This is a genomic window from Pseudomonas sp. B21-059, from assembly GCF_026016285.1.
Classification (GTDB): Bacteria; Pseudomonadota; Gammaproteobacteria; order Pseudomonadales; family Pseudomonadaceae; genus Aquipseudomonas; species Aquipseudomonas danubii.
The window spans coordinates 2,484,304-2,508,320 of record NZ_CP087201.1 but is presented as its reverse complement, the minus strand read 5'-3'; the positions used below and the strand labels follow the sequence as shown (position 1 = coordinate 2,508,320).

Genomic DNA, 24,017 nt, shown 5'->3' with positions numbered 1-24,017 from the left:
ACACTTCAGAATTTGGGTCTCCCCTCCAGAACGACCAGCCATAGCGCCACGCGCCGCCGATCCCATGGCGAAGCCCCAAGAGTGCTGCTATTCGTTCCGCCCTACACGCGCCTGGTCGAACCGGCACCGAAGGACAGCGCATTCACCCAAATCGGCATCGATACCTTTGAAGTGATGAAGCGTGCAGGTACTCCCATCGGCCTGCTGCGCATCGCTACAGTGGCCAGGCGCGCGGGTTACGACGTACAGATCATCGACGCCCCCTTCGCTGGCTGGGAACAGGAATCCCCCCTGGTGCAAGTCGATCAGGGACACCTGCTGCGCTACGGCCTGAGCGATGAGCAGATGCGCACCATCATCGAGACGGCACAACCCGATATCGTCGGCATCCAGTGCAACTACACCGTGCAATGGGGCAACGCTCGGGCGCTGGCGGATCTGGTCAAGTCCATTGATCCCAACCTGGTACTGGTGACAGGCGGCGCGCACTCCAGCGGCGATTGGCAGAACGCGCTGCTGGACTCCGCATTTGATTTTGTCCTGATCAATGAAGCAGACCGGGCCTTCACCCTGTTGCTCGACGCCTTAAGCCATGACGGCGGCGACATTCATGCAGTTCCGGGGGTCGCCTATCGTGGCCAGCAGGGACAACTGGTTCGCCCGTCGCGCAAATCCAGCTACTTGAGCATTGTCCCTGGCCGCCAGGGTCTGGAGGAGCGTCTTGGGGTCATGCCCTTGCCCGACTTCAGTTTCCTGGATATGAACCACTATCTGCAGCCCTATCACTCCTCCGGCGCTCGGGTGCACAAACATGGCGCCTGGGCACAGATTTTCTCCACCATTGGCTGCAATGTGAACTGCAACTTCTGCTACATACCCAAGATCAACGGCCCATGGCGTGCCCTGGGGTTGGATTGGTTCGACCTGCACTTGGCGGACCTGGTCAGTCAGGGCGTGAGCGAGGTACTGATCGAGGACGACCACCTGATGCACGATCCGCTGTATGCCATGGAAGTGGGACGCCTGCTGAAAAAACACAACCTGCCCTGGGTCGAAGAAGGTGGTCTGAGCCTGTTCAATCTGGTGCTGCTACACAAAGGAGAGCGCTTCCTCGCTGAGCTGGATGATCAGGAACTGAAAAGTCCGCAATACCGCAACGTCATCGCCGCGATCAAGGGCGGACTGACAGCCCGGCAGTTCATTCGCTCGATTGCCGAAAACGGCTGCTACAACATCTACCTCGCGGTGGAGAGTGCCAACGAGGAAAGCCTGATCAACTCCAACAAGTCGCGCTTCAACGCGATTCAGCAAGCCACCTTTGAAATCATCGAGATATTCACCGCGCACGGCATCCAAGTCACTGGCGGTTTCATGTTGGGCTTTGTCAATCCACCCGCCACTCCGGGCGCCAAACCGTTTATCGAAAGCCTGGAATTGATAGAAAGAACCACCGACTACGCGGTCAGCCTAATGGGTGCGGGAATGGCCTACGCCAACCCGTTTATCGTGACGCCCATTCCTGGCACTGAAATGTGGGAGTACCAGCAGCAGTATGTGGTGCGTCACTACGACAATGGCTGGTCCCATGAGAAGGCCACGATGGCAACCGAGTTGTGGAGCGCTGAGGACATCGAAAAGGCCAGGCTGGAACTTCTAGTTCGTGCCAATGGCGCAGATCGAGTCAAAGAGATGGTTCGGCGCGGCACTTGGCCGGTCAATACGTAACCAGCTCCCCGAGAAGGAGAAAACCGATTGCCACTGTTCGGTGTCTTGTAAACCTCAAGAACCGAAACAGCTTGCAGTCATTGATCCACCACGAAAAATCCTTCTGGAGCCTTCTGTAACGACCGTGGGATGATGCGCCCCCTTGATCCCATGCCTGGAGATTGTGCATGTCATCCTTCGCTAGAAAAGCCCTGGTCCTGGTGTTCGCCGCAGTGGCGGGCTTCGGTGCGCTGAACGCGGTTGCCGCCGACAAGTCCACGGCCAAAGCGGCGCCGGGAGAAAAAGTCTCGATGCTCGACGGCAAGCTGTCCTTCACCCTGCCCAAGGGCTTCAGCGCCTCGGCCCTGCCAGCCGGCAGCGAGGCCGACGGCACCGCGGGAGCCAGCGGCACGTTGTATTCCAACGCCACCACCCGCACCGTGGTGATCGCCGCGCAGAACAGCATTCCCAACGGTACTCAGGTCAAGGACAACGACAGCGCCTTTCTCGATGCCGCGGTCAGCGGGTTCCTGTCGCAACAGGCCGCAGCGCTGCCGGACTTCAGCAAGCAAAGTGAAAAGAGCATGACCCTCAAGGGCCTCGGTGTGCGGCAGATCGACAGCACCGCGACCCAGGGCGGCGGCCAGACCCTGAACTCGACCCTGATCGCCGGCTCCGGCACCCGCATGGCGGTGATCCAGGTGATTTCCCGGGCCGCGGACAAGGCCGGCCATGCGGCGCTGATGAAGCACATCCTCGGTCAGTAGACCCGCTTCGACTCAGGGGGTGAGCCCAGCCCCCTCCAGGCCAAAGGCAGCAGCACCAGCACCGCCAGCCCGAACCCCACCTGAGACAGGTAGAAGGTTTCCAGCCACTGGCTGTGGGCCGCCACATAGAAACTGTTGTGCACGACGTCCAGCACGATGATCGCCAGGGTCAGCACCAACCCCCAGCGCGGGCGCACCCACAGCAGCAACGCCGCCAGCGGATCGAAAAAGCTCAGGGCGCCCCAGAAGGCCCGGCTGGCCAGGGGCGTGTCGGCGCCGTAGCCATAGTCCCAGAGCAACCCATGGTCCAGGGCGGCGCGCAGGTGATTGAAGCTGGCCGCCAGCAGGCACAGGGTGAACAGCAGGCGGATAGACACGGACACTCGGGACATGGACACATCTACTGTATGAGCCGGCTTGCCGGCGAAGGGCGCGATGGCGGATCGAGGGCCGACGTAGCCGAGCGTTCCCTGGCAACCCAGTTACTGCGCCTCGTCAGCGTCGCCCCTGGCGGTTCAGTCGTTGATCAGCTTGCCGGCGCGAATCGCCTCACGGCCGGCCACCTTGGCCAGCCAGATGCCCGGCTGGGTGTAGCGCCCGCGGTCCAGGGCAAAGAGCACGCCGCTGGTGCCGGCACGCACGGTGCTGACCCTGTCGTTCAAGGGGTCCACCACTTCAAACAGGGCGTCGCCGCGCTCCACCCACTCGCCGGCATCGCGCAGAAAACTGACCACTCCGGGGTGCGGGGCGAACAGGTATTGGGTGCCTTCGAAAGGCATGCCTTCACAGCATTGATCCGGTGCAGCGGGCCACTGGCCACTGATCAGGCCCTGCTCGGCCAGAAAGCCGAGGATGGCCTCGCAGTTGGCTCGCGCTTGCTCGACCCGGGTATCGCCCATGCTGCCCAGCTCCAGGGTGGCGGCCAGGTTGGCCGGGGGAATCGCCGCCTGAGGAAAGTCCCGGGCCAGGCGCAGCCAGGGCGAGGAGCAGGATTCGTCGAAAGAGCTGCCGCCGGAATCCTCGCAAAGCAACGCCACTCCAGCCTTCAGACGCGCCGCCAGGGACTGCCACTTCGGCCAGTGTTGGGGCAAGGCATAGAGGTGGATCGCCGCTTCGAAATCGCAATGCAGGTCGAGGGTGATATCGGCGTCGCAGGCATGGCGCAGCAACAACCGGTGCAGGGCTTGCAGCTGCGAGGCCGGAGCCGGCAGCTCATCCAGCACCTGGACCATGGTGCGGCGAATCAAGGCGATATTGACGGCGGCATCAGCGCCCAGTTGCTTGCCGATCAAGTCGCCCACCGGACCACTGAGCTCGACGAAGGCACGGTTGAAGTTCTTGCCGCTGCCCAGTTCGAAACGCCCCAGGTGACTGCCCTGAACCTGCTGGTCGAGGCCGATGGGGTTAGCCACCGGCACCAGTTCGATCACGCCCTGCAAACGCCCCTGGCGCTCCAGTTCCGTCAGGCGCTGCTTCAGCTCCCAGGCGGTGCGCATGCCCGGCAGTTCATCGGCGTGCAGGCTGGCCTGGATGTACACCTTGCGGCCACCGCTGCCGAAGCGAAACACGCTGAGCTGGCGCGCAGTGCCCAGGTGGCCCCAGGGCAAGGAATGGTCGATGCGTTGCATAGTGGCTCCAGGGATCAAAAAAGGCGTGGCGCAGAATAAAACAGTGGCGCACAAAAAAGGTGGCGACCGGATCACGGGCGCCACCTTTTTTACCCAAACTTTGCAGCCTGCGGCTTACTCGCCGTAGACATCAAAGTCGAAGTACTTGTCCTGCACTTGCTTGTACTTGCCGTTGGCGCGGATCTCGGTGATGGCCGTGTTGAATTTCTCTGCCAGCTCCTTGTCGCCCTTGCGCACGGCAATGCCGGCACCGCCACCGAAGTACTTCGGATCGTTGTACTCGGGACCGACGAAGGCAAAGCCCTTGCCGGCGTCGGTTTTCAGGAAACCGTCGTCGAGGTTGACCGAGTCCGCCAGCAGCGCGTCGACACGACCGGACACCATGTCCAGGTTGGCTTCCTGCTGGGAACCGTAGCGCACCAGGTCGATGCCGGCCGGCACCAGCACTTCAGTGGCGAAACGGTCATGAGTACTGGCGCGCAGTACGCCGACTTTCTTGCCCTTGAGCTCGGTCAGCGGGTCCTTGACCGTGGTGCCGGCCTTCATCACGAAGCGCGCCGGGGTGTGGTAGTACTTGATGGTGAAATCGACGTTCTTCTTGCGATCGTCGGTGATGGTCATGGACGACAGGATGGCGTCGATCTTCTTCACCTTCAGCGCCGGGATCAGGCCGTCGAACTCCTGCTCGACCCAAGTGCACTTGACCTTCATCTGCTCACACAGGGCATCGCCCAGGTCCACGTCGAAACCGGTGAGCTTGCCGTCGGGCGTCTTCATCGAGAACGGTGGGTAGCCGGCTTCGATACCGATACGGATCGGCTTGGCCTCATCGGCCGAAGCGGTCAGGGAAAACAGCGACAGTGCCAAGGCACCAAACAGCGCAAACTTATTCATTTATAACTCCAGGAGGCGGAGACTTTTATTGGCTGGTTTCGATTATGGGCAAATCGAAGTGGCCAGCAGTCTAGAGCGGCTCCCGGGAAGCAAATTGTGTTTATGCGACAAATACTTATAAAAAACATGCAGCCGCGATTCTGCGCCCTCCCCCTCGCCCCGGCGTGGTGCGTTTGTCCCTGAACCACCCGACGTTCGCCTCAGAACGGACCATTTTTACCGACACATCCTGCGCTAGCCGCAGCCTGGGGCCGCCGCCAGCGCAGTGGCCCCTCAGCAGGCGCAGGACAGATCCGGCCCCTCGCTGCGCGGTTGCCCGGTGCTGAGCTCGAAGCCCTCGTCGAGCCAGCCGGTGACCCCACCGATCATCTCCTTGACCGGGTATTCCAGGGCCGCCAGCTTGACCGCCGCCTTGTTCGCGCCGTTGCAGTGAGGACCGGCGCAATACACCACGAACAGGGTATCGCGGGGATAATCGGCCAGCTGTTCGACAGTGAGCAAGTGCCCGGGCAGATTGATCGCCCCGGGGACATGGCCGCGGGCAAAGGCCTCGGGGCCCCGCACATCCACCAGGACAAAATCCACTTCACCGGCCTCCTGGCTGCTGTAGACGTCAGAACAGTCGGTTTCAAAGGTCAGGCGGTTGCAAAAATGCATCAGGGCAATGGCCGAAGGGGCGGCGGCAATGCTGCGGACCAGGCTGGTCATGGGCGTCTCCAGAACGTCGCGATTAAGATGGGAAGAACTTTATCGGCCCTGCCCCACCGCGTTAAAGTGGCGCTCCGGACACCCACTGGTAACTTTCCGCCAAATGCACAATCCTCCCGGTTTGGTCGCGATCCTGGCCTACGACGGCCTTTGCACCTTCGAATTCGGCATCGCCGTGGAAATCTTCGGCCTGGCCCGGCCGGAGTTCGATTTTCCCTGGTATGAGCACTGCATCGTCGCCGTGGACCCGGGGCCGATGCGCGCTGCGGGCGGTATCCGGATACTGGCCGATGGCGGCCTGGAACTGCTGGAGCAGGCCCGGACCATCATCATTCCCGGCTGGCGCAGCCGCGACCAGGCGCCGCCGCCCGAGCTGATGGAAGCCCTGCGCCGGGCCTACCAGCGCGGCGCGCGGCTGCTGTCGATCTGCTCGGGGGTGTTCGCTCTGGCGGCCAGCGGCCTGCTCAACGGCCTGGGCGCCACCACCCACTGGCGCTACACCCAAGAGCTGGCCGAGCGCTTCCCGGACATCTGGGTGGACCCGGACGTGCTCTATGTGGACGCCGGCCAACTGATCACGTCTGCCGGCAGCGCCGCCGGAATCGATGCCTGCCTGCACCTGGTGGCCCGGGACTTTGGCACTCGGGTGGCCAACAGCGTGGCCCGACGCCTGGTGATGTCGCCCCAGCGTACCGGCGGCCAGGCCCAGTTCATTCCGGCTCCGGTCAGCCGCACCCCGCGCAGCGACCTGTCGCAGGTCATGCAATGGGCTCGGGAGCGCCTGCATGAGCCGCTGACGGTGAGCGACCTGGCGGCCCGGGCGCTGATGAGCGAACGCACCTTCTTGCGACGTTTCAGCGCCGCCACCGGCGCCACGCCCAAGGCCTGGCTGCAGCATGAGCGACTGGCCCGGGCCCGGGAATTGCTAGAAAGCGGCAGCCAGACCACGGAAAGCATCGCCCTGCATTGCGGTTATCGTTCGGTGGAAAGTTTTCGCGTGGCCTTTCGCAGCCTGGTGGGCCTGCCGCCCTCGGCCTACCGCGAACGCTTCGGCCAAAAATCCCCCTCGTAGGAGCCGGCTTGCCGGCGAAGAACACGACGTTCATCCGGTGGTGTCCATCCCGGCCTCTTCGCGGGCAAGCCCGCTCCTACGGGAAAAGAGGGAGACCCCGCTGCCGGCGAAGAACACCACGCTTATCCGGTGGCGTCCATCCCGGCCAGTGTCTAAGGCTCCGGTTTGCGCAGAAGGTAGGTATCCATGATCCAGCCATGCGCCTCGCGCGCTTGGCGACGGACCCGCTGGATGTCGTCGGCGACCTCGTCCAGGCGCCCGGCAATGAGGATTTCGTCCGCCGTGCCCAGGTAGGCGCCCCAATAGATGTCCAGATCCTGATTGCGCAGCTGGCGGTAGGAGTCCTCGGCATCGAGCATCACCACCCGGCTGTCGGCATCACCGGCCTGTCCCGCCGCCAGACGCCGCCCGGTGGTGATTTCCACTGAACGGCCAATACGGTTCAACGCCACCTTGTGTTGCGCCGCCAGGGCCTGGACGCTGGTGATGCCGGGGATCACCTGATACTCGAACTGCGCCGCACCACTGGCCAGGATCTGCTGCAGGATGCGCAGGGTGCTGTCATACAGCGACGGGTCGCCCCAGGCCAGGAAGGCACCGGTCTGGCCCTCTGCCAGTTCCTCGTTGATCAGCCGCTCGAAGACCTGCTGCTTGTCCTGGTTCAGGGCCTGGACGCTGGCCTGGTAGTCCACATCGCCGCGCTGGCGTTCCGGGGTCTGGGCTTCGACGAAGCGATAAGGACGCTCGGTGAGATAACGCTGGCACAGCTCGCGCCGCAGATCGATCAGCGAGTCCTTGCTCGGCCCCTTGTCCATCAGGAACACCACGTCACTGCGGTTCAGCGCCTTGATCGCCTGAATGGTGATGAAATCGGGGTTGCCGGCGCCGATGCCGATGATCAGGAGGGTTTTCATGGGGATCTGGTTCTCGCTGCTGTGCCAGGGGGCAAGTATGGGCGGCTTTGGCGCCCGGAGAAATGCCCCGAACGCCCGGCACAGGTCTCAGTCACGGCCATCCAGGCGCAGGCGCCAGCGACCGGCATGGCTGAGATCGATCCGCGACAGGGGCTCGATATCCATCAGGTTGAAACTGCCCAGGGGCGCCTGCAGCAACTGCAGCAGCACCGCCCGCATGACAAAGGGATGGGTCACTGCCAACCAGTGCCCCGGACGCTGGGCCATCTGCTCCAGCCACTGCGCCACGCGCCGGCACAACCCGGCGACCGACTCGCCTCCCGGCGGGGCGCTATGAGGGTCATCCAGCCAGGCCTGCAAGGCTTGCGGCTGCTGGCGTTGCAGATCGCCGATCCCCATCCCCTGCCAGGCACCGAAGCCATAGTCACGCAGGGCTTCCTGCACTTGCGGCGCTGCGCTGAACAGCGCCGCCGTCTGACAGGTTCGCCGCTCCGGCCCGCACAGCACCTGCGGGTGATGCCTGAACTGCGCAGCCCGGCTCAGGGCCTGGGCCTGCCAATCCATCTCCACAGCTTCGTCCAGGGGAAAGCGCCCCAGCTTCTGGGCGGCGGTACGGGCGTGGCAGATCAGCGTCAAACGGGTGGCCGGCAAGGGGTTATCTCGACAAAGGAACATCAGGGCTGAGGCCGGTTTTTTAGCACGACCACGGGGCTATTTCCCAGCAGGAGACAGGTTGAAAATTCCTCAGAAACTCAAGAAACGCCTGATCACCAAACAAGAAATGGCTTATAGGCAACCCAAGCAGCAGGCCTTTATTCTCCGCGAAGTTCCCACACTTCGACTCGAATCAGGTACCTCGACACCATGCACAGCGGTATGTGGGAGCTCCTGTCTCTCGACCTTGCGCTCAACGCCTCGCTCCAGCCCATCGTCCTGCTGCAATACGTTGCCCTGGTAGGGATCTTCAGCATCCTGCTGATGCTGCGTCAGGACGCCCAGCGGCTGATCAAGTCGAAAAAGATCCTGCTGGGTTTGATCCTGGGCACCAGCAACGCCGCCTTGATCGCCCTCGCCTCCGGGTTCATGCAGACCCCGGTGAAGATTTTCCTGAGCAACGACATGCTGTTTCTCGCCGGTTTGCTGGGAGGCTGGTGGGGCGGCATGACCTGCCTGGTCCTGGTGGCACTGGCTCGTTACTGGATTGCCGGCGCCGCGCAGTTCGAAGAGGCGCTGTTCAGTTTTAGCCTGGTGGCCCTTGGGGGCATGCTGCTCCATCGCTGGTTCGAAACCCGCGACCTGAGCGCCCTGAGCCTGAAGGACATGCTGCTGGTGATCCTGATGCGCCTCGGCGCGGCCATCGTCCCGATGCAGATCATCGACTGGATGGGCACGGTCAGCTCCAGCATCACCGCACAACTGCTGTCCTTGCGACTGAGCTCGACCCTGCTCTCCCTGCCCATGATCATCCTGATATTCGCCATGCTGCGCCGCGAAGCGCGCTACCAGTTGGCCCAGCAAAGCCTGCTGCAACAGGCCCTGACCGATCCGACCACCCAACTGCCCAATCGCCGTGCCCTGCGCGACCACCTCGACCAGGTGCTGGAGCAAAACAAAGAGCGGCGCGTCCCCCACACCCTGATCGTGATCAAAATCAGCAACCTCAAGGACCTGGTCGCCATCCACGGCCATGACTGGACCGACCAGTTGCTGATCTCCCTGGCGCAAGAATTCAGCAGCGGCGCCTCCAGCCATGCCCTGCAAGCCAGTGCCGCCCACCGCGCCTTCATGTTCTCGGACCTGAGCCTGGCACTGGTGGTGCCGCACCGCTCCATCCAGCAGGTCGAAGAATCGGCGCTGCTCGCCACCCTGCAGATGACCTTGCAGGCCGGTTTGCCCAGCGACGGCAGCCTGTCGCCCAAGCTGCAGTTCTGCGTGATCGATGCCTGTGCCGGGGACAGCGCCAACGTCACCTTGCGCAACATCAGCCTGGCCCTGCAGGACAGCAGACAGCCGGTGCGTTACCTACGCCAGTCGCTGATCGAACAGGCCCAGAGCAACGAACGCATCCGCCAGCAACTGCTGGAGTGGGTGCGATCGAACACCCCGCCGCTGTATTACCAGCCCAAGTTCTGCCTGAGCCAACGCACGATCATCGGCGCCGAAGCCCTGCTGCGGGCCCAGGACGACCAGGGCGCGGCGATTTCTCCCTTGCTGATCCTGGAAGTGATCCGCCACCACGACCTGCAGCAAGCCTTCGAATGGGCGACCATCGAAGCGGTGATCCGCGACGCCCGGTACTACATCGATGCCGGACTCAAAGGACCGCTGGCGGTGAACGTCTCGTCCTCGACCCTGAGCGATGCCAACTTTGCCGTCCTGCTGATCCAGCGCCTCAAGGAAGCCGGGCTTCCCGGCGCTCGCCTGACCCTGGAACTGACCGAGAGCACCCTGCTGCAAGACACCCAGCAAGTGGCGCACAACATGCTTCTGCTCAAGGATCACGGCGTGGGATTGTCCCTGGACGATTTCGGCACCGGCTACTCGGCCCTGAGCATCCTGGCCAAGTATCCTTTCAGCGAAGTGAAGATCGACCACTCGATGATTTCCCTGCTGCACTATGAACGGATGCGCACCGCGGTCTCCATCGCCCAGGAAAGCGCACGCCTGTACCAGGCGACACTGACAGCCGAAGGGGTTGAAACCCAGGAGCAGATCGACATTCTCCAGAGCATTGGCATCCGCTGTGCCCAGGGCTACATCTTCTCCCCGGCAGTCCCCCTGGCCGAACTGATCGAACTGGATAGCGACGGGCCAAAGAAAGCGGCCCTCGATCAACCAGTGGGCAGCGTGGGCAAAGCCTGAGCGCCTTGATCGAACGCCTTTCGCCCACCGCCTCATTGCCCACCTTGTTGATCCATTCCGTCAGGTCCGGAGCCGACTTGCCGGCGAAGAGCCCCGCAAGACCTGCAGCGCCTGGGCGGACGCCTTCGCTGGCAAGCCAGCTCCTACAGAAACGCACGACCCTTAGCTTCAGGCCGGCCGCAAGGCCGCCGTCTGGCTCTTGATCTTGATCTTGATCTGAACGCCCCGTTAACCACGATGGCCGAACGCAGGCATTGAGCCGTGGGTAACCCGGCAGGACGCCGGGTTAGCCGCCACCCGGCCATGGATGGCCGGTGGCGGCGGCCCACGGATCAATGCCGGAGTGAGGGCATGCCGAGCCTAAGCGAGGCACCGAGTGGAGGGGCAGAGCCCTTTGGTTACTTTGGGGCCCCAAAGTGACTCGCCGTAAGGGCGAAACCGCCAACCGCCCCACCCGCAGGAACGGATATGTCCCCCCGCCTCAACTCCACCCCACCCCGCCCCATTTCAGAGCATTTCACCACCCACGCAAATTTCACTAGACATGTAACGTCCATTACATAAATATCATTTAGCCATTTTATGAAACAAAAACGACATTCAGCTTCCAAGGCACCCCGATGCCCTCTCTCCGAGACCTGATCACCGACCCCGCCCTCGACCTGACGCCTTCAGAGCGCAAAGTCGTGCGCGCCCTGCTCGACCACTACCCGCGCAACGGATTGGGGCCGATGTCACGCCTGGCGGAACACGCCGGGGTCAGCGACCCGACCATCGTACGGTTGGTGAAGAAACTCGGCTTCAGCGGCTACGGCGAATTCCAGGAAGCCCTGCTCAGCGACATGGACGACCGCCTGCGCTCCCCCAGCACCCTGCTGCGCCCACGCTCACAAGTGGCCCAGGGCGATACCTGGAGCCGCTACCTGGCGGACAGCCAGCGCGCCCTGCACGACACCCAGTCCCTGACCCAGCCCGAAGACATCCGCGTACTCATGGACTGGCTGCTGGACAGCCGTCATCAGCTGTACTGCTTTGGCGGACGCTTCAGCAGCTTCCTCGCCCACTACCTGCTCAACCACCTGCGGTTGATGCGCCCGGGCTGTTTCTTTCTTGAAGACAACGCGCAACTGCCGGACCGCCTGTTCGATCTGCAGCGCCAGGATGTGGTGCTGCTGTTCGACTACCGCCGCTATCAGTCCCAGGCCCTGCGGGTGGCCAGCGCAGCCAAGGCGCGCAACGCCCGGGTGGTGCTGTTCACCGATATCTATGCCTCGCCGCTGCGGGAGCTGGCGGACCTGATCATCAGTGCCCCGGTGGAGTCCCTGTCGCCATTCGACACCCTGGTGCCGGCGCTGGCCCAGGTCGAGGCGCTGATCGCCTGCCTGACCCCGCGCAGCGCCGATCTTGATCAACGCCTGGAGGGCATCGACGCCCTGCGGGCGCAATTTGATACCCATGTGCTGGAGGAGAAATAAGGATGTTCAGCCTGCCCCACCGTTCGCCCCGGGACTTGCCCTTCGTCGTCGATCACACCGCCCTGCTGCTGGTGGACATGCAGCGCGCCTGGCTCGAACCGCAGTTCGACCCGCACCTGCAAGGCCCCGAGGGCGAGGCCTTTCTCAAGCGTGCCCGGGAGCAGGTGATCCCCAACCAGCAACGCCTGCTGGCCGCAGTGCGCGAAGCACGGCAGAACGTGCTGCACACCATTATCGAAAGCCTGACCGCCGACGGCCGTGACCGCTCCCTGGACCACAAGCTGTCGGACATGCACCTGCCCAAGGGCAGCCCCCAGGCGGCGATCATCGACGAGCTGGCACCGGTGGAAAACGAGATCGTCCTGCCCAAGACCTCTTCCGGGGTGTTCAACTCCACCAACATCGACTACGTGCTGCGCAACCTGGAAACCCGGCACCTGATCGTCGCCGGGATCGTCACCGACCAGTGCGTGGACATGGCCGTGCGTGACGCCGCCGACCGCGGCTACCTGGTGACCCTGGTCGAGGACGCCTGCGCCACCTACAGCGATACTCGGCACCAGGCCTGCCTGAATGCGATCAAGGGCTACTGCTGGATCACCGATACCCAGACCGTGCTCGGCCGCCTGCGGGAGATCCGCGGATGAGCCGCGGCCAGGGCATCGAGGCCCTGACGCCACTGGCCATGACCAGCATCGTCACCACCGATTTGATCGGCGTCACCCGGGGCCGCTCCTTTCCCAGCGACGAGCTGGAGCGCTACCGGATCGGCGGCTGTGGCTGGGTGCCGGCCAACAGCGCCCTGACGCCCCAGGACCTGATCGCCGAGGACAACCCCTGGGGCGCCTATGGCGACCTGCGGCTGATACCCGACCTGGACAGCCGAGTCACTGTCGGCGCCGGTCCGGATGCCACGGCCGCGCCCCTGGACTACATTCACGCCGATATCTGCCAGACCGATGGCCAGCCCTGGGCCGCCTGCCCGCGCACCCTGCTGCGCAACGAGGTCGAGCGCTACCGTGAGCTGGGCATCCAGATCACCGCCGCCTTCGAGCACGAGTTCAACCTCGACAGCAGCGCCGCTCAACGCGAGCACCTGGCCTTCTCCCTGGAGGCCCAGCGCCAGGGCGCGGCCTTCGGTGGCTGGCTGCTGGCGGCATTGCGGGCGGCCGGTGTCGAACCGGAAATGTTCCTCCCCGAATACGGCAAGCAGCAATACGAGATCACCTGCCGCCCGACCCAGGGCCTGGCCGCCGCCGACCGCGCGGTGAACGTGCGCGAGATCACCCGGGAAGTGGCCCGGCAGCTGGGGCAACGGGTCAGCTTCGCCCCCAAGACCGCGGCGGACGCCGTGTGCAACGGGGTGCACCTGCACCTGAGCCTGCAAGACCTGGACGGCACGCCACTGCTCTACGATCCCCTGGCGGTCCGCGGCGACGACCTGTCACGGCTGGGCCAGCACTGGGCCGCCGGGGTGCTCAAGCACCTGCCGGCACTGTGCGCCTTCACCGCGCCGACGCCGCTGTCCTATGAACGCCTGCAACCCCATCACTGGAGCGCCTCCTACGCCTGCCTGGGCCTGCGCAACCGCGAAGCGTCGCTGCGCATCTGCCCCACCGTGGACATCGGCGGCAAGCCCGTGGCACCGCAGTACAACCTGGAATTCCGCGCCCTGGATGCCACTGCCTCGCCACACCTGGCCATGGCCGTGATCCTGATCGCCGGACGCCTGGGCCTTGAACAGAAGCTGCCGCTCAACGCAATGACCGACAAGGTCCCCGATGAGCTGAGCACCGAACAGCGCCTGGCCAGCGGCATCGTGCCCCTGCCCGGCACTCTGACCCAGGCCCTGGAATGCCTGCGCAGCAACAAGGAATTGCTGCAGACCCTGCCGCCGGAGCTGCTGAGCACCTATTTCGCCGTCAAACAAAAGGAAGTGTCCCTGACCGAGCACCTGACCGCTGCCGATCTCTGTGAGCACTATGGACACCTGTACTAAATCCGCCGAGCACGGTTTCTATACCGAGCCGGCCTATCGCCTGTTCCGCGAAGACTCCACGCATCCGCTGATCCTGGTGTGCGAGCACGCCAGCCACTACATTCCACCGGCCCTGCACGACCTGGGCCTGGACCCGGTGGCGGCCCGCGAGCACATCGCCTGGGACCCGGGCGCCCTGGAACTGGCCCAGAGCCTGTCCCAGGCCCTGGGCGCGACGCTGATCGCGGCCAACTATTCGCGCCTGCTGATCGACCTCAACAGGCCGCGGCATGCCCCCGACAGCATCCCGCTGCAGAGCGAGATCTATCAGGTGCCGGGCAATCAGCACCTGGACGAGGCGACCCGCGAGTACCGCCGCCAGCAGCTGTTCACACCGTTCCACCAGCGTCTGCAGCGGATCATCGACCGGCGCCTGGCCGAGGGGCGCGAGGTACGAGTGGTGGGAATTCACAGCTTCACCCCGGTGTACTACAGCCAGCCACGCGCGCTGGAAGTCGGCGTGCTGTATGGCAACGCCACCGCCTACGCCGCGCGGATACTGGAAGGTTTGTGGACCCTGCCGATAAAGGTGGCGGGCAACCAGCCTTATGAAATCGACCCCTTGAGCGACATGACCGTGCCGGTGCACGGTGATGCCCGGGGCCTGGAGTCGGTACTGATCGAGGTGCGCAACGACCTGTTGCGCAGCCCTGAAGCGGTGCAGCACTGGAGCGACTGTCTGGCGCCACTGCTGTAACGAAGGTTGAAAGACGCTTGAACGCAACAAAGGCTGTTTGCAGGACAGGAACAACAACAAGAAAAACCGCTGTGGTGTGTCTTTAACCCTGCCAGGTTCAAACACAGACCGGCGCGCGAGGCGTCAATGACGACCCTCGCCGCCGGATGCGCCCACTTACATTGGCTACAAGGAGAACTGCTTCATGGAGATTGAAGAATTCGGCTACAAACAGGAACTCAAGCGCGGGCTGAGCCTGCGCGACCTGGTGGTCTACGGGATGATTTTCATGATCCCCATCGCCCCGTTCGGGGTCTATGGCTACGTCAACCAGGAAGCCCCGGGCATGGTGCCCCTGGCCTACATCATCGGCATGGTGGCGATGGTCTTCACCGCCCTGAGCTACGGCGCCATGGCCCGCGCCTTCCCCATCGCCGGCTCGGTCTACTCCTATGCCCAGCGCGGCCTCAATCCCCATGTCGGCTTTCTCGCCGGCTGGCTGATGCTCCTGGACTACCTGCTGATCCCGCCGCTGCTCTACGTCTACGCGGCCATGGCCCTCAACCACCTGTACCCGGAAGTGCCCAAGGTCGGCTTCATCCTGGCGTTCCTGGTCAGCGCCACCTTCGTCAACCTGCGGGGCATCACCTTCACTGCGCGGATGAACATCCTGTTCCTGCTGGCGCAACTGGTGGTCCTGGGGATCTTCCTGTTCTACGCCTGGAACGCCCTGCACGGCGGCACCGGCAACGGCCAACTGACCCTGGCGCCGCTGTACAGCCCGGAACACTTCCACTTCGGCATGCTGATGCAGGGCGTCTCGATTGCGGTGCTGTCGTTCCTGGGCTTTGACGCCATCTCGACCCTGGCCGAAGAGGTCAAGGGCGACCCGGGCCGCAGCGTCGGTCGCGCCGCCCTGATCACGCTGGTGGTGATGGGGGCGATCTTCGTGGTGCAGACCTGGATCGCCACGGACCTGGCCGCCGGCATGGGCTTCAAGTCCGCCGACACCGCCTTCTATGAAATCGCCGAACTGGCCGCCGGCAGCTGGCTGGCGACCCTCACCGGGGTGGCCACGGCGCTGGCCTGGGGCGTGGCGGTGGCCATCACCTCGCAAGCCGCAGTGTCGCGCCTGCTGTTCGGCATGGCCCGGGACGGCAAGCTGCCCAAGGTGCTGGCCAAGGTCCACCCGAAACACAATACCCCGCACATCAGCATCTACCTGGTGGCGGTGCTGTCGCTGCTGATCTGCTACCTGTTCATCAACTCGGTGGACACCCTGACCTCACTGGTCAACTTCGGCGCCCTGAGCGGCTTCATGCTGCTGCACATCACCGTGATCAATTTCTACTGGCGCCGGCAGAAGTCCGGCCAGGTGATCCGCCACCTGATCTGCCCGGTGATCGGCTTCGTGATCGTCAGCGCCATCATGTACAACATGGGCGTGGATGCGCAGAAGCTCGGCGCCATCTGGATAGCCGCCGGGCTGGTCTACCTGTTCCTGCTGAACAAGCTGGGCAGCGGTGCCGCCCTGCCCGATCCGCTCAAACCCTAAGTGACTTACCTGCGGCGCCGGATGGCGTCGCGCTTCCCCCCGAGGCAGCCGCCAAGAGCCGCCCGGGGACAGGCCGCCGGATGCCGCGGCCGTGGAACTGCGTGGTAACCGACAGTGATGTCTGGCCCATGTTCGCCCCCCGGGGCGAGCGGCCCTTGATACAGGAGTGCACCCATGCTGTCTTTGCGTCCCGTGGCGTTATTCGATCTGCCCCAACTGCTGCGCCTGGCCCGCGAACGCCTGCTGGGCGTAACGTCCCTGGTGGATGACGAAACCTACCTGCGGGAAAGGATCCTCGATTCCCTGGCGTCCTTTGCCAAGACCGAGGCCAGCCAGGGCCCGGAGAACTACTTTCTGGTGCTCGAGGACCCAGACAGCGGCCTGCTCCACGGCTGTTCCGACATTCTTGCCACGGCGGGCTTTGCCGCGCCGTTCTACAGCCTGCGCAACCGTCCCTTCATCAGCAGCTCCCGGGAGCTGAACATCGAACACGGCGTGCCGACCCTGTCCCTGTGCCAGGACCTCAGCGAGCAGACCCTGCTGCGCAGCTTCCACGTGGACCCGGCGTTGTCGGGCACGCCCCTGGCGCAACTGACGTCCCGGGCGCGGCTGCTGTTCATGGCCGCTCACCCCCAGCGCTTTGCCGAGAGCACCATCAGCGAGATCGTCGGCTACAGCAACGCCGCCGGCGAGTCGCCGTTCTGGGAGGCGGTGGGCCAGCACTTCTTCGACCTGCCCTACATCGAGGCCGAACGCCTGTGCGCCCTTCAGGGCCGGGGCTTTCTGGCCGAACTCATGCCCCAGTACCCGTTGTACATCCCGATGCTGCCGCCGTCGGCCCAGGACTGCATCGGACGGATTCACCCCGATGCGCGGGAGGCCTGCGACATCCTGATCGACGAGGGCTTCGCGCCTACCCAGTATGTGGACCTGTTCGATGCCGGGCCGACCCTGCAGGCCCGCAATAACCAGCTACGCTCGATCGTTCAGAGCCGGGTCGCGACCAGCTACCTCAGCCCCCAGAGTGGCCAGGGTCGCCACTGGTTGCTGAGCAATGACCGACTGCAGGGATTTCGCGCCATTGTCGCGCCTCTGGATGAAGCCCCGGGCGATGTGGTCGGGCTCGACCCGTCGATGCTCCAGGCCCTGCAAGTGACACCGGGCGAACCGGTGCGGGGAATCGCGTTATGAGTGGCCCGCCGCTTCTGCGCTGCCCGGGACTGTCGCAAGGAGTGCACCGATGATCGTCCGTCCGATCCGCGTCACCGATCTGCCCGGCGTGCTGGCTTTGCTGGAGGGCAGCTGTCGCGAGTTGAACAACCTCTCCACCGACCCCGAGCGCCTGGCCCATCGCTTGCGCTGGGCCCAGCGCACCTTCGCCAGCCGGGTGGAACGGGCCGATGCCGACTACCTGTTCGTGCTGGAGGACGACGACCAGCAAATCATCGGCATCTGCGGCCTGAGCGGCGCCATCGGCCTGCGCGAGCCTTGCTACAACTACCGGGTCGGCATCACCCGTGGCAGAGCCCCGGGGCTGGGTATCGACAAAGAGATCCCGACCCTGTTCCTGTGCAACGAGATGACCGGGCAATCCCAGCTGTGTTCGCTGTTCCTGCGCCGCGACCAGCGCCAGGGCTACACCGGCCGCCTGCTGTCCACTGCACGCTTGCTGTTCGTCGCCGAGCACCCGACGCTGTTCGGCGACAAGCTGGTGGCCGAATTGCGTGGCCAGCTCGACAGCCAGGGCTGCTCGCCGTTCTGGGACAGCCTGGGCCGACACTTTTTCAAGATGGACTTCCAGCAGGCCAACCGCCTGTCCAGCCATGGCAGCAAATCCTTCATCGCCGAACTGATGCCGCGCCAGCCGCTGTACACCTGCCTGCTCAGCCCACAGGCCCAGGCGGCCATCGGCCAGGCCCACCAGAGCACCGAGCAGGCGGTGAACATCCTGCGCGACGAAGGCTTCAGCCATCAGGGCTGCATCGATATCTTCGACGGCGGGCCGCTGATCGAGGCCGAAGTGGCGAAGATCCGCAGCGTGCGCGAAAGCCAGACCCTGCCCTTGCTGGTGGGCCGCCCGGACGAACAGGCGCCGGTGTGGCTGATTCACAACCGCCGCCTGGAAAACTGCCGCATCACCGCCGCCCCCGGGCGCCTGGTTTCGGGCTGCCTGCTGGTGGACCGCCTGACCGCCAAGCGCCTGCAACTGCAGCCAGGGGACTCGGTACGCGCCGTGCCACTGTTGGCCTGCCCGGCGCGGCCTCAGGGCCAGTCCGGGATCGCCCTCGCGCCGGACGCCGCCCTGCCCCTGTAGCCACGAGATTGACGAACGCCGGGGCGAATGTTCATATGCCGCCCAGTTTCAGGTGCCTCATGCCGCCGTGCACGAGGTGAAACGGGAAACCGGTGCGCCCTTTCAGGGCCAGTCCGGTGCTGCCCCCGCAACGGTAAGCGAGTGCTGCATTCAACACGCCACTGTACCCACGGTATGGGAAGGCGAATGCCGCCAGACTCGCAAGCCCGGAGACCGGCCTGAAACGTCTGTTTGGCAATCCTGCGGTGGGCGGGCATGGGCCGGTATGGTCGCGTGCCTGTGGCCGATACCTTCTCCTGCGTGCTTCCCGAAGTCACTTTCGAGAAGACCAAGAATGACAACAACTGACACCTTCCTTGCATGCGACTGGCGTGCACCTCGGCGCACCCTGAGCGGTGCCCTGCTCGGCTGCCTGTTCAGCCCCCTGCTGCTGGCGGACGACACTCCCCTGACACTGGAACGGCAATGGGTCTCCGCCCCTTCGGTGGAGTCCACCACGGTGGCCGAAATGGCCCGGTACGGCAGCAAGGTGGAGATCATCGACCGCCAGCAGATCGAACGCGCCGGCCCCAGCAGCGACATCACCCGAGTGCTGCAGATGTACGTACCCGGCCTCTACGTCGCGCCGAAAAACGGCCCCTTCGACTACGGCACCTATTCCCTGCTGGGGGGCCGCAACGACGACACCCTGATCCTGCTGGACGGCGTACGCCTGAACAACCGTCTGTACGGCGGCCTGTACCTGGACACCTTGCCGGCCAATGCCATCGAACGCATCGAAGTGCTCAAGGGCGGCCAGAGCCTGCTGTTCGGCACCCAGGCGGTGTCCGGGGTGATCAACATCGTCACCCGCAGCCCCCAGACTCGCGACACCTCCGGCGAGGTCAACCTGGGCCTGGACAGCTTCATGGGGCAAAGCGGCGATGCCCGGGTGGAGCGCATCCTCAGCAATGGCTTGGGCGATCTGGGCCTGCTGGCCTATGTCAGCCACAACGTCTCCGATGGCTACCAGCCCTATCGCAACAGCGCCTACAGCGCCAGCACCCGGGACAAGAAACGCGGCTATGAAGTGACCACCTTCGGCGCCAAGGCGATCCAGGGCTTCGCCGACGATTCGCGCCTGGAACTGTTCTACCAGTACAGCGATGCCAACCTGGATTTCGCCCGCCCGGTGAACAACCAGAAGACCACCAACGACCGCGTCCAGCAGATCGCCACCGCGACCTTCGAGCAGCGCCTGAGCGAGCGCTTGAGCTACTTCGTCAAGGGCCATGTCAACGACTGGGACACGCGCTACACCAAGATCGACAGCCTGAAAGACGGCCGCCTGGTGAGCAAAAACCGCAACGACTACTGGGGCTTCACCGACTGGGGCCTGCAGGCCGAAGGCAAGGCCGAGCTGGACGGCGGCCATGTGCTGGTGTTCGGTACCGACAACCAGTGGTTCAAGGGCCAGGACGATGTGCTCAAGATCGACAATAACCAGGCCCAGGCCAATGCCCTGTACACCCAGTTGCGCCCGGTGTTCGCGGCGCTGCCCGACTGGCACCCGAGCCTGGGCATCCGCCACGAGAAGATGAGCGGCGGCGAGAGCGCCACCGTGGGCATGCTCACCTCCCTGTACGACCTCAATGCCCATTGGCAACTGCGCGGCCAGTACGGCAGCGCCTTCAAGCTGCCCAACGCCGAGCAGTTGTTCGTCAACGAGGACTACGAACAAGGCAACCGCAACCTCAAGCCGGAAAAGAGCCTGAATGCCGAGCTCGGCCTGGACTACAAGGGCAGCCTGCTGGCCGGCGAGTTCAACGCCAGCGTCACGGCCTTCCAGCGCAAGATCGACGACCTGATTGCCCTCGATGGCATCCACTGGGTCAATGGCCAGGGGCGGATCAAGGTGCGCGGCATGGAGGTCGACGGCCGCTGGCAGTTCAGCCCGCGATGGAACCTCTCGGCGGACCTGACCCGCAATCTGCTGGCGTCGCGCAACGGCGTGACCCTGAGCAATATTCCCGGCTTCTTCGCCCGCTCGCGACTGGGCTACGAGTCCGAGGATGGTCAGTGGGGCGTGGGGGGCGCGATCCGCTACATCGGCCAGATCGACAGCGCGAAGAAGGTCGACTACGGCCACTACTCGGTGGTGGACGCCGATGCCTATCGCTACCTCGACAGGGCCCAGCAACATCGCCTGAGCCTGCTGGTGGAGAACCTGTTCGACCGCGACTACACCACCAGCATGACCAGCAGCGCGCCGGCGGTGGACAACCTCGGCCGGCCCTTTACCAGCGAAGTGCGCTACACCTACCGCTTCTGAGGCCCAACGACATGCACAAGGACTATCAACGGGTGCTGTTCGTCGGCCCCGGCCTGCACGGCGGCACCCTGGGCGAAGCCTTTCGCCGCGAGCTCAAGGCGCTGCGCAACGAGGACGCCGGCACCCGGGTGATCGACACCCTGGACGGCTTCGACAGCCTCTGGGCCGCCCTGGAGGAACCCTTGCCCGAGGACGGCGCGGCGCTGCTGGTGGTGGACCTGGAGCCCAGCTCCGACAGCGCTTACCTGGACTGGCTGCGCGATGAACTGGGACGCCTGGCCCGGGCCCATCCCCAGGCGCCGCAGCTGTGGATCACCGCCCAGGCCCTGGGCCGTCGCGGGCTGGATGCAGCGCTGGCCTGCGCCAGCATCGCCCAGCACGAGCGGCACCTGCCCTGCGATCAGGTCAACGCCGTGGCCAGCGACCCGGACTGGTCGCGGGTGCCGCCCCATGCCCGGCAGGTGTTCCTGTGCACCGGCCCGCGCTGCGTGCGCCGCGGTGCCCTGGCGCTGTGGAAGACCCTGCGCCGTGAACTGCTGCGCCTTGAGCACATGGAAACCCCAGGCGGCGTGCTGCTGACCCGCACCGCCTGCCAGTTCCCCTGCAACCTGGGGCCGGTGCTGACCGTGCACCCCGATGGCTGCTGGTACCGGGTCAGCGACGACAGCCAGGTCGTGCGTCTGGTGCAGGGGCATCTGCTGGCAGGTGAGCCGGTGCAGGATCTGCTGATCCCTTCGCCGTATGCGGGGGTGGCGGATGCCTAGGAAGATCCTCGGCCTCCTGCTATGGCTGGCGACCGTCCCGGCCCTGGCGGCCAGCTACGACAACTGCGCCAAGACCTGGACCGTCGAGGACCCTCCCCGACGCATCGTGGCCCTCAACCAGCACAGCGCCGATCTGCTGCTGGCCCTGGGCGCCGGGCCGTCGATGATCGGCGTCGCCTACCTGGATGACGACAGTCAGGCCCAGGCCCAGGGGCAGTACCACGGCGTGCCGGTGATCGCCCGGCAATACCCGTCGGCGGAAGTGCTCTACAGCCTGAAGCCCGACCTGGTGGTGGGCGGCTTCGCTTCGGCGTTTCCCGATAACTTCAGCTCCCGGGAGCGTCTGGGGCGCATCGGCATCGCCAGCTACCTGCTGGAGTCGGCCTGCGCCGGGCATGATGAGGACTACTTCGGGCATATCCGTCGCGACCTGCGGACCCTGGGCCGGCTGTTGCAGCAGCCAGCCCGGGCCGAGCAACTGATCGCGGCCATGGAGGCTGACCTTGCCGCGGCAGCAGCCTTGTACCGGGGCCGCGACACGCCCGCGGTGTTCTACCTGGACAGCGAGGTCAACGGCCTCGCCAGCCAGGGCCAGCGCGGTTTTGTCGGGGTACTGCTGCAAGCCGCCGGCGCCCGCAACAGCTTCGCCGCCATCGACCGCCCGCGCCTGACGGTCGACAGCGAAACCCTGCTGAGCAACGACCCGGACGTGCTGCTCCTGGCAGACGCCCTGTGGTCACCGGCCACGCGCAAACGCCAGTTGCTGCAGCGTGACCCGGTGCTGTCGCGGTTGCGGGCGGTGCGCGAGGAGCGGCTGATCGACATCCCCTTCGCCCAACTGGTGCCGGGCATCGCCAGCGGCCGCACCGCGCTGGAACTGGCGCGGCGCCTGCACCCTGCTCCCCCGTAGGCGAAGGCTTGCCGGCGAAGCGAGCACCGCCAACCGCCGCGACGCGCCACCCGACGCCTGCGCGGGCAAGCCCGCTCCTACAAGCCGGCTTGCCGGCGAACGGAACACCGCCAATCACACGGCGTACATGCCGACGCCTTCACGGGCAAGCCCGACAAGAGGCAGGTACTACAGAGGATTCAACACCCGGCGCGAAGGCCGCTCCGGCGGATGGCAGGTGACGTTGTTGCGACCAGCGGTCTTGGCGGCATACAGGGCCTGATCGGCATCGTTCAACCAATCCATGGCGTCCTCGTGCATGGGGTTGAACGCCGCCAGGCCAATGCTCAGGCTCACCTGCAACGCCGGATTCTGTTCGTAGCCCAGGGCCGCGAAGCGCCCGCGCAGCGCCTCCATCAGATCGGCGGCGTGCTCCAGCGGCACGTCCGGCAGGATCACGCAGAACTCATCACCGCCATAACGCCCGGCCTGATCGCTGGCCCGCAGGTTCTGCCGGAGGAGCTTGCTCAACTGGCGCAGCACCACATCCCCGGCCACATGGCCGTAGGTGTCGTTGATGGCCTTGAAGTGATCGATGTCGATCAGGGCGATGGCACCACCATGGGCCTGGCGCTGGCAACGCTGGAACTCGATCTCCAACTGGTCCTTCCAGGCGCCGTGGTTGAGCAGCCCGGTCAGGCTGTCGGTGCGACTCAGGGCCAGCAGCTCGCGCTTGTGCCGGCCCAGGGTCGCCGCTTGCTGGTAACAGATGTAGCCCAGCGCCATCGGGTACAGAGTCAGCATCGGCAGGCAGGCATACAACTGCTGCGGCGTGGTCAGGGGAGCGAACGACAGCCCGAACACCCCCAGGCCGATGCCAATGCCCAGAACCTGGGCCCCACAGCCGGCAAGAAAAAAACGCACCCCGCCCAGGGCGATGTTGTTCATCGCCATCATCCCCAGGGTGGTGACCAGCGGCAGCGGATTGAACTGCATGGCCGCGACCCAGAACCCGCCCAGCAGCGAATCCACCAACAGGTTGCGGTACTCGGCGCGAAACGGCACCTGGGACCATCGGGCCCACTGATAGGCCAGGTGCGGCCAGACAAAGGCGTTGAACAGCATCAAGCCCCAGACCCAGGGCGCCGGTTGCAGCGGCGACATGCCCGTGGCGACGCAGAAAAAGCCCAGGGCCAGGCCCAGGGTGCGCGAGGTGTAGAGCCTCCTGGCCAGTGACAGTCCCTTCCCTCTGGTGTACTGCGCAGGGGCCAAGTCGCCTCCGTCCAGCGATGGAAAAAGTGGATCGAGCGGCTAGCCATCAACCGGTGAACGTCTATCAGCATGAGCTCAACGCGCCATCAGTGTACACGCCCGGCCCGGGCCGGGCGGGCCCGCACGGCGGGAATCTGCGGCGGTCAACCTCCAGGCTTGCGCAAACCGGAGCAA

Annotated in this window: 21 protein-coding genes and 1 riboswitch; of the genes, 14 read left to right on the top strand and 7 right to left on the bottom strand. The window is 64.7% G+C overall.

Annotation, left to right across the window (positions count from 1 at the left end; translation table 11 throughout):
* Window positions 1-81: 81 nt before the first annotated feature.
* Together LOY69_RS11455 and LOY69_RS11450 are read left to right on the top strand one after the other, a co-directional pair.
* The gene (locus LOY69_RS11455) at window positions 82-1,725 is read left to right on the top strand and encodes a B12-binding domain-containing radical SAM protein (RefSeq protein ID WP_265074573.1); all 1,644 of its coding nucleotides are present in this window, start codon (window positions 82-84) and stop codon (window positions 1,723-1,725) included.
* Between the two features lie 167 nt (window positions 1,726-1,892).
* A complete protein-coding gene (locus LOY69_RS11450; protein WP_170004553.1) occupies window positions 1,893-2,471 on the top strand; it encodes a hypothetical protein in 579 nt (192 codons plus the stop codon).
* Here LOY69_RS11450 and LOY69_RS11445 read toward each other — a convergent pair.
* The 4 genes from LOY69_RS11445 to LOY69_RS11430 all read right to left on the bottom strand — a co-directional run bounded on the left by LOY69_RS11445 (window position 2,465) and on the right by LOY69_RS11430 (window position 5,701).
* The gene (locus tag LOY69_RS11445; RefSeq protein WP_180988398.1) at window positions 2,465-2,863 is read right to left on the bottom strand and encodes a hypothetical protein; all 399 of its coding nucleotides are present in this window, start codon (window positions 2,861-2,863) and stop codon (window positions 2,465-2,467) included. The genes LOY69_RS11450 and LOY69_RS11445 overlap by 7 nt on opposite strands.
* Before the next feature lie 123 nt (window positions 2,864-2,986).
* Window positions 2,987-4,099 (bottom strand): M14 family metallopeptidase, encoded by a 1,113-nt coding sequence (locus LOY69_RS11440; RefSeq protein ID WP_265074572.1) that lies wholly within the window; start codon window positions 4,097-4,099, stop codon window positions 2,987-2,989.
* A gap of 114 nt (window positions 4,100-4,213) precedes the next feature.
* Window positions 4,214-4,993, bottom strand: a complete 780-nt coding sequence (locus LOY69_RS11435) for an ABC transporter substrate-binding protein (RefSeq protein WP_102864119.1) — start codon at window positions 4,991-4,993, stop codon at window positions 4,214-4,216.
* Between the two features lie 273 nt (window positions 4,994-5,266).
* Window positions 5,267-5,701: a rhodanese-like domain-containing protein gene (locus tag LOY69_RS11430; protein WP_265074571.1), complete on the bottom strand. Its 435-nt coding sequence runs from the start codon at window positions 5,699-5,701 to the stop codon at window positions 5,267-5,269.
* Window positions 5,702-5,804: 103 nt separating this feature from the next.
* Here LOY69_RS11430 and ftrA point away from each other — a divergent pair, with 103 nt between their 5' ends.
* Entirely contained in the window at window positions 5,805-6,773 is a 969-nt protein-coding gene (gene ftrA / locus LOY69_RS11425) for a transcriptional regulator FtrA (RefSeq protein ID WP_110594960.1), read from the top strand.
* Between the two features lie 152 nt (window positions 6,774-6,925).
* Here the strand turns inward: ftrA and cobF are convergent, their stop codons facing one another.
* A complete protein-coding gene (gene cobF, locus LOY69_RS11420) occupies window positions 6,926-7,687 on the bottom strand; it encodes a precorrin-6A synthase (deacetylating) (RefSeq protein WP_102864116.1) in 762 nt (253 codons plus the stop codon).
* Between the two features lie 87 nt (window positions 7,688-7,774).
* Window positions 7,775-8,338: a histidine phosphatase family protein gene (locus LOY69_RS11415; RefSeq protein WP_102864115.1), complete on the bottom strand. Its 564-nt coding sequence runs from the start codon at window positions 8,336-8,338 to the stop codon at window positions 7,775-7,777.
* A gap of 213 nt (window positions 8,339-8,551) precedes the next feature.
* Here LOY69_RS11415 and LOY69_RS11410 point away from each other — a divergent pair, with 213 nt between their 5' ends.
* The 11 genes from LOY69_RS11410 (at window position 8,552) to LOY69_RS11360 (ending at window position 22,592) form a co-directional block, all read left to right on the top strand.
* Entirely contained in the window at window positions 8,552-10,549 is a 1,998-nt protein-coding gene (locus LOY69_RS11410) for a GGDEF domain-containing phosphodiesterase (protein WP_265074570.1), read from the top strand.
* Between the two features lie 620 nt (window positions 10,550-11,169).
* Window positions 11,170-12,024 carry a MurR/RpiR family transcriptional regulator gene (locus tag LOY69_RS11405; protein WP_102861851.1) on the top strand — a complete coding sequence of 285 codons (855 nt, stop codon included), beginning with the start codon at window positions 11,170-11,172 and terminating at the stop codon, window positions 12,022-12,024.
* 2 nt (window positions 12,025-12,026) lie between these two features.
* Complete coding sequence (locus LOY69_RS11400) at window positions 12,027-12,671, top strand: isochorismatase family cysteine hydrolase (RefSeq protein ID WP_102861852.1); 645 nt, start codon at window positions 12,027-12,029, stop codon at window positions 12,669-12,671.
* Window positions 12,668-14,023 (top strand): glutamine synthetase family protein, encoded by a 1,356-nt coding sequence (locus LOY69_RS11395; protein WP_265074569.1) that lies wholly within the window; start codon window positions 12,668-12,670, stop codon window positions 14,021-14,023. Before LOY69_RS11400 ends, LOY69_RS11395 begins: the two co-directional genes overlap by 4 nt.
* On the top strand, window positions 14,007-14,759 hold the full coding sequence (locus tag LOY69_RS11390) for an N-formylglutamate amidohydrolase (protein ID WP_265074568.1): 753 nt from the start codon (window positions 14,007-14,009) through the stop codon (window positions 14,757-14,759). Before LOY69_RS11395 ends, LOY69_RS11390 begins: the two co-directional genes overlap by 17 nt.
* 184 nt (window positions 14,760-14,943) lie before the next feature.
* Window positions 14,944-16,293: an APC family permease gene (locus LOY69_RS11385; protein WP_102880344.1), complete on the top strand. Its 1,350-nt coding sequence runs from the start codon at window positions 14,944-14,946 to the stop codon at window positions 16,291-16,293.
* 174 nt (window positions 16,294-16,467) lie between these two features.
* Entirely contained in the window at window positions 16,468-17,484 is a 1,017-nt protein-coding gene (locus tag LOY69_RS11380; protein WP_265074567.1) for an arginine N-succinyltransferase, read from the top strand.
* A gap of 49 nt (window positions 17,485-17,533) precedes the next feature.
* Complete coding sequence (locus LOY69_RS11375; RefSeq protein WP_102861857.1) at window positions 17,534-18,607, top strand: arginine N-succinyltransferase; 1,074 nt, start codon at window positions 17,534-17,536, stop codon at window positions 18,605-18,607.
* Between the two features lie 33 nt (window positions 18,608-18,640).
* Window positions 18,641-18,844, top strand: a riboswitch (cobalamin riboswitch).
* 97 nt (window positions 18,845-18,941) lie between these two features.
* On the top strand, window positions 18,942-20,918 hold the full coding sequence (locus LOY69_RS11370; RefSeq protein WP_265074566.1) for a TonB-dependent receptor plug domain-containing protein: 1,977 nt from the start codon (window positions 18,942-18,944) through the stop codon (window positions 20,916-20,918).
* A gap of 11 nt (window positions 20,919-20,929) precedes the next feature.
* Window positions 20,930-21,682, top strand: coding sequence for a (2Fe-2S) ferredoxin domain-containing protein (locus LOY69_RS11365; protein ID WP_123392901.1), 753 nt, complete (start codon window positions 20,930-20,932; stop codon window positions 21,680-21,682).
* Window positions 21,675-22,592, top strand: coding sequence for an ABC transporter substrate-binding protein (locus tag LOY69_RS11360; RefSeq protein WP_123392897.1), 918 nt, complete (start codon window positions 21,675-21,677; stop codon window positions 22,590-22,592). The genes LOY69_RS11365 and LOY69_RS11360 overlap by 8 nt, the downstream gene beginning before the upstream one ends.
* A 168-nt stretch (window positions 22,593-22,760) precedes the next feature.
* Here LOY69_RS11360 and LOY69_RS11355 read toward each other — a convergent pair whose 3' ends face one another.
* Entirely contained in the window at window positions 22,761-23,843 is a 1,083-nt protein-coding gene (locus LOY69_RS11355; RefSeq protein WP_265074565.1) for a diguanylate cyclase, read from the bottom strand.
* Between the last annotated feature and the right edge of the window lie 174 nt (window positions 23,844-24,017).

What these genes read in the sequence shown, in the direction of transcription:
- LOY69_RS11450 (WP_170004553.1), top strand. Translation starts at nt 1,893, where the DNA reads ATGTCATCCTTCGCTAGAAAAGCCCTGGTCCTGGTGTTCGCCGCAGTG.
- LOY69_RS11445 (WP_180988398.1), bottom strand. Translation starts at nt 2,863, where the DNA reads ATGTCCCGAGTGTCCGTGTCTATCCGCCTGCTGTTCACCCTGTGCCTG.
- LOY69_RS11440 (WP_265074572.1), bottom strand. Translation starts at nt 4,099, where the DNA reads ATGCAACGCATCGACCATTCCTTGCCCTGGGGCCACCTGGGCACTGCG.
- LOY69_RS11435 (WP_102864119.1), bottom strand. Translation starts at nt 4,993, where the DNA reads ATGAATAAGTTTGCGCTGTTTGGTGCCTTGGCACTGTCGCTGTTTTCC.
- LOY69_RS11430 (WP_265074571.1), bottom strand. Translation starts at nt 5,701, where the DNA reads ATGACCAGCCTGGTCCGCAGCATTGCCGCCGCCCCTTCGGCCATTGCC.
- ftrA (WP_110594960.1), top strand. Translation starts at nt 5,805, where the DNA reads ATGCACAATCCTCCCGGTTTGGTCGCGATCCTGGCCTACGACGGCCTT.
- cobF (WP_102864116.1), bottom strand. Translation starts at nt 7,687, where the DNA reads ATGAAAACCCTCCTGATCATCGGCATCGGCGCCGGCAACCCCGATTTC.
- LOY69_RS11410 (WP_265074570.1), top strand. Translation starts at nt 8,552, where the DNA reads ATGCACAGCGGTATGTGGGAGCTCCTGTCTCTCGACCTTGCGCTCAAC.
- LOY69_RS11405 (WP_102861851.1), top strand. Translation starts at nt 11,170, where the DNA reads ATGCCCTCTCTCCGAGACCTGATCACCGACCCCGCCCTCGACCTGACG.
- LOY69_RS11400 (WP_102861852.1), top strand. Translation starts at nt 12,027, where the DNA reads ATGTTCAGCCTGCCCCACCGTTCGCCCCGGGACTTGCCCTTCGTCGTC.
- LOY69_RS11395 (WP_265074569.1), top strand. Translation starts at nt 12,668, where the DNA reads ATGAGCCGCGGCCAGGGCATCGAGGCCCTGACGCCACTGGCCATGACC.
- LOY69_RS11390 (WP_265074568.1), top strand. Translation starts at nt 14,007, where the DNA reads ATGGACACCTGTACTAAATCCGCCGAGCACGGTTTCTATACCGAGCCG.
- LOY69_RS11385 (WP_102880344.1), top strand. Translation starts at nt 14,944, where the DNA reads ATGGAGATTGAAGAATTCGGCTACAAACAGGAACTCAAGCGCGGGCTG.
- LOY69_RS11380 (WP_265074567.1), top strand. Translation starts at nt 16,468, where the DNA reads ATGCTGTCTTTGCGTCCCGTGGCGTTATTCGATCTGCCCCAACTGCTG.
- LOY69_RS11375 (WP_102861857.1), top strand. Translation starts at nt 17,534, where the DNA reads ATGATCGTCCGTCCGATCCGCGTCACCGATCTGCCCGGCGTGCTGGCT.
- LOY69_RS11370 (WP_265074566.1), top strand. Translation starts at nt 18,942, where the DNA reads ATGACAACAACTGACACCTTCCTTGCATGCGACTGGCGTGCACCTCGG.
- LOY69_RS11365 (WP_123392901.1), top strand. Translation starts at nt 20,930, where the DNA reads ATGCACAAGGACTATCAACGGGTGCTGTTCGTCGGCCCCGGCCTGCAC.
- LOY69_RS11360 (WP_123392897.1), top strand. Translation starts at nt 21,675, where the DNA reads ATGCCTAGGAAGATCCTCGGCCTCCTGCTATGGCTGGCGACCGTCCCG.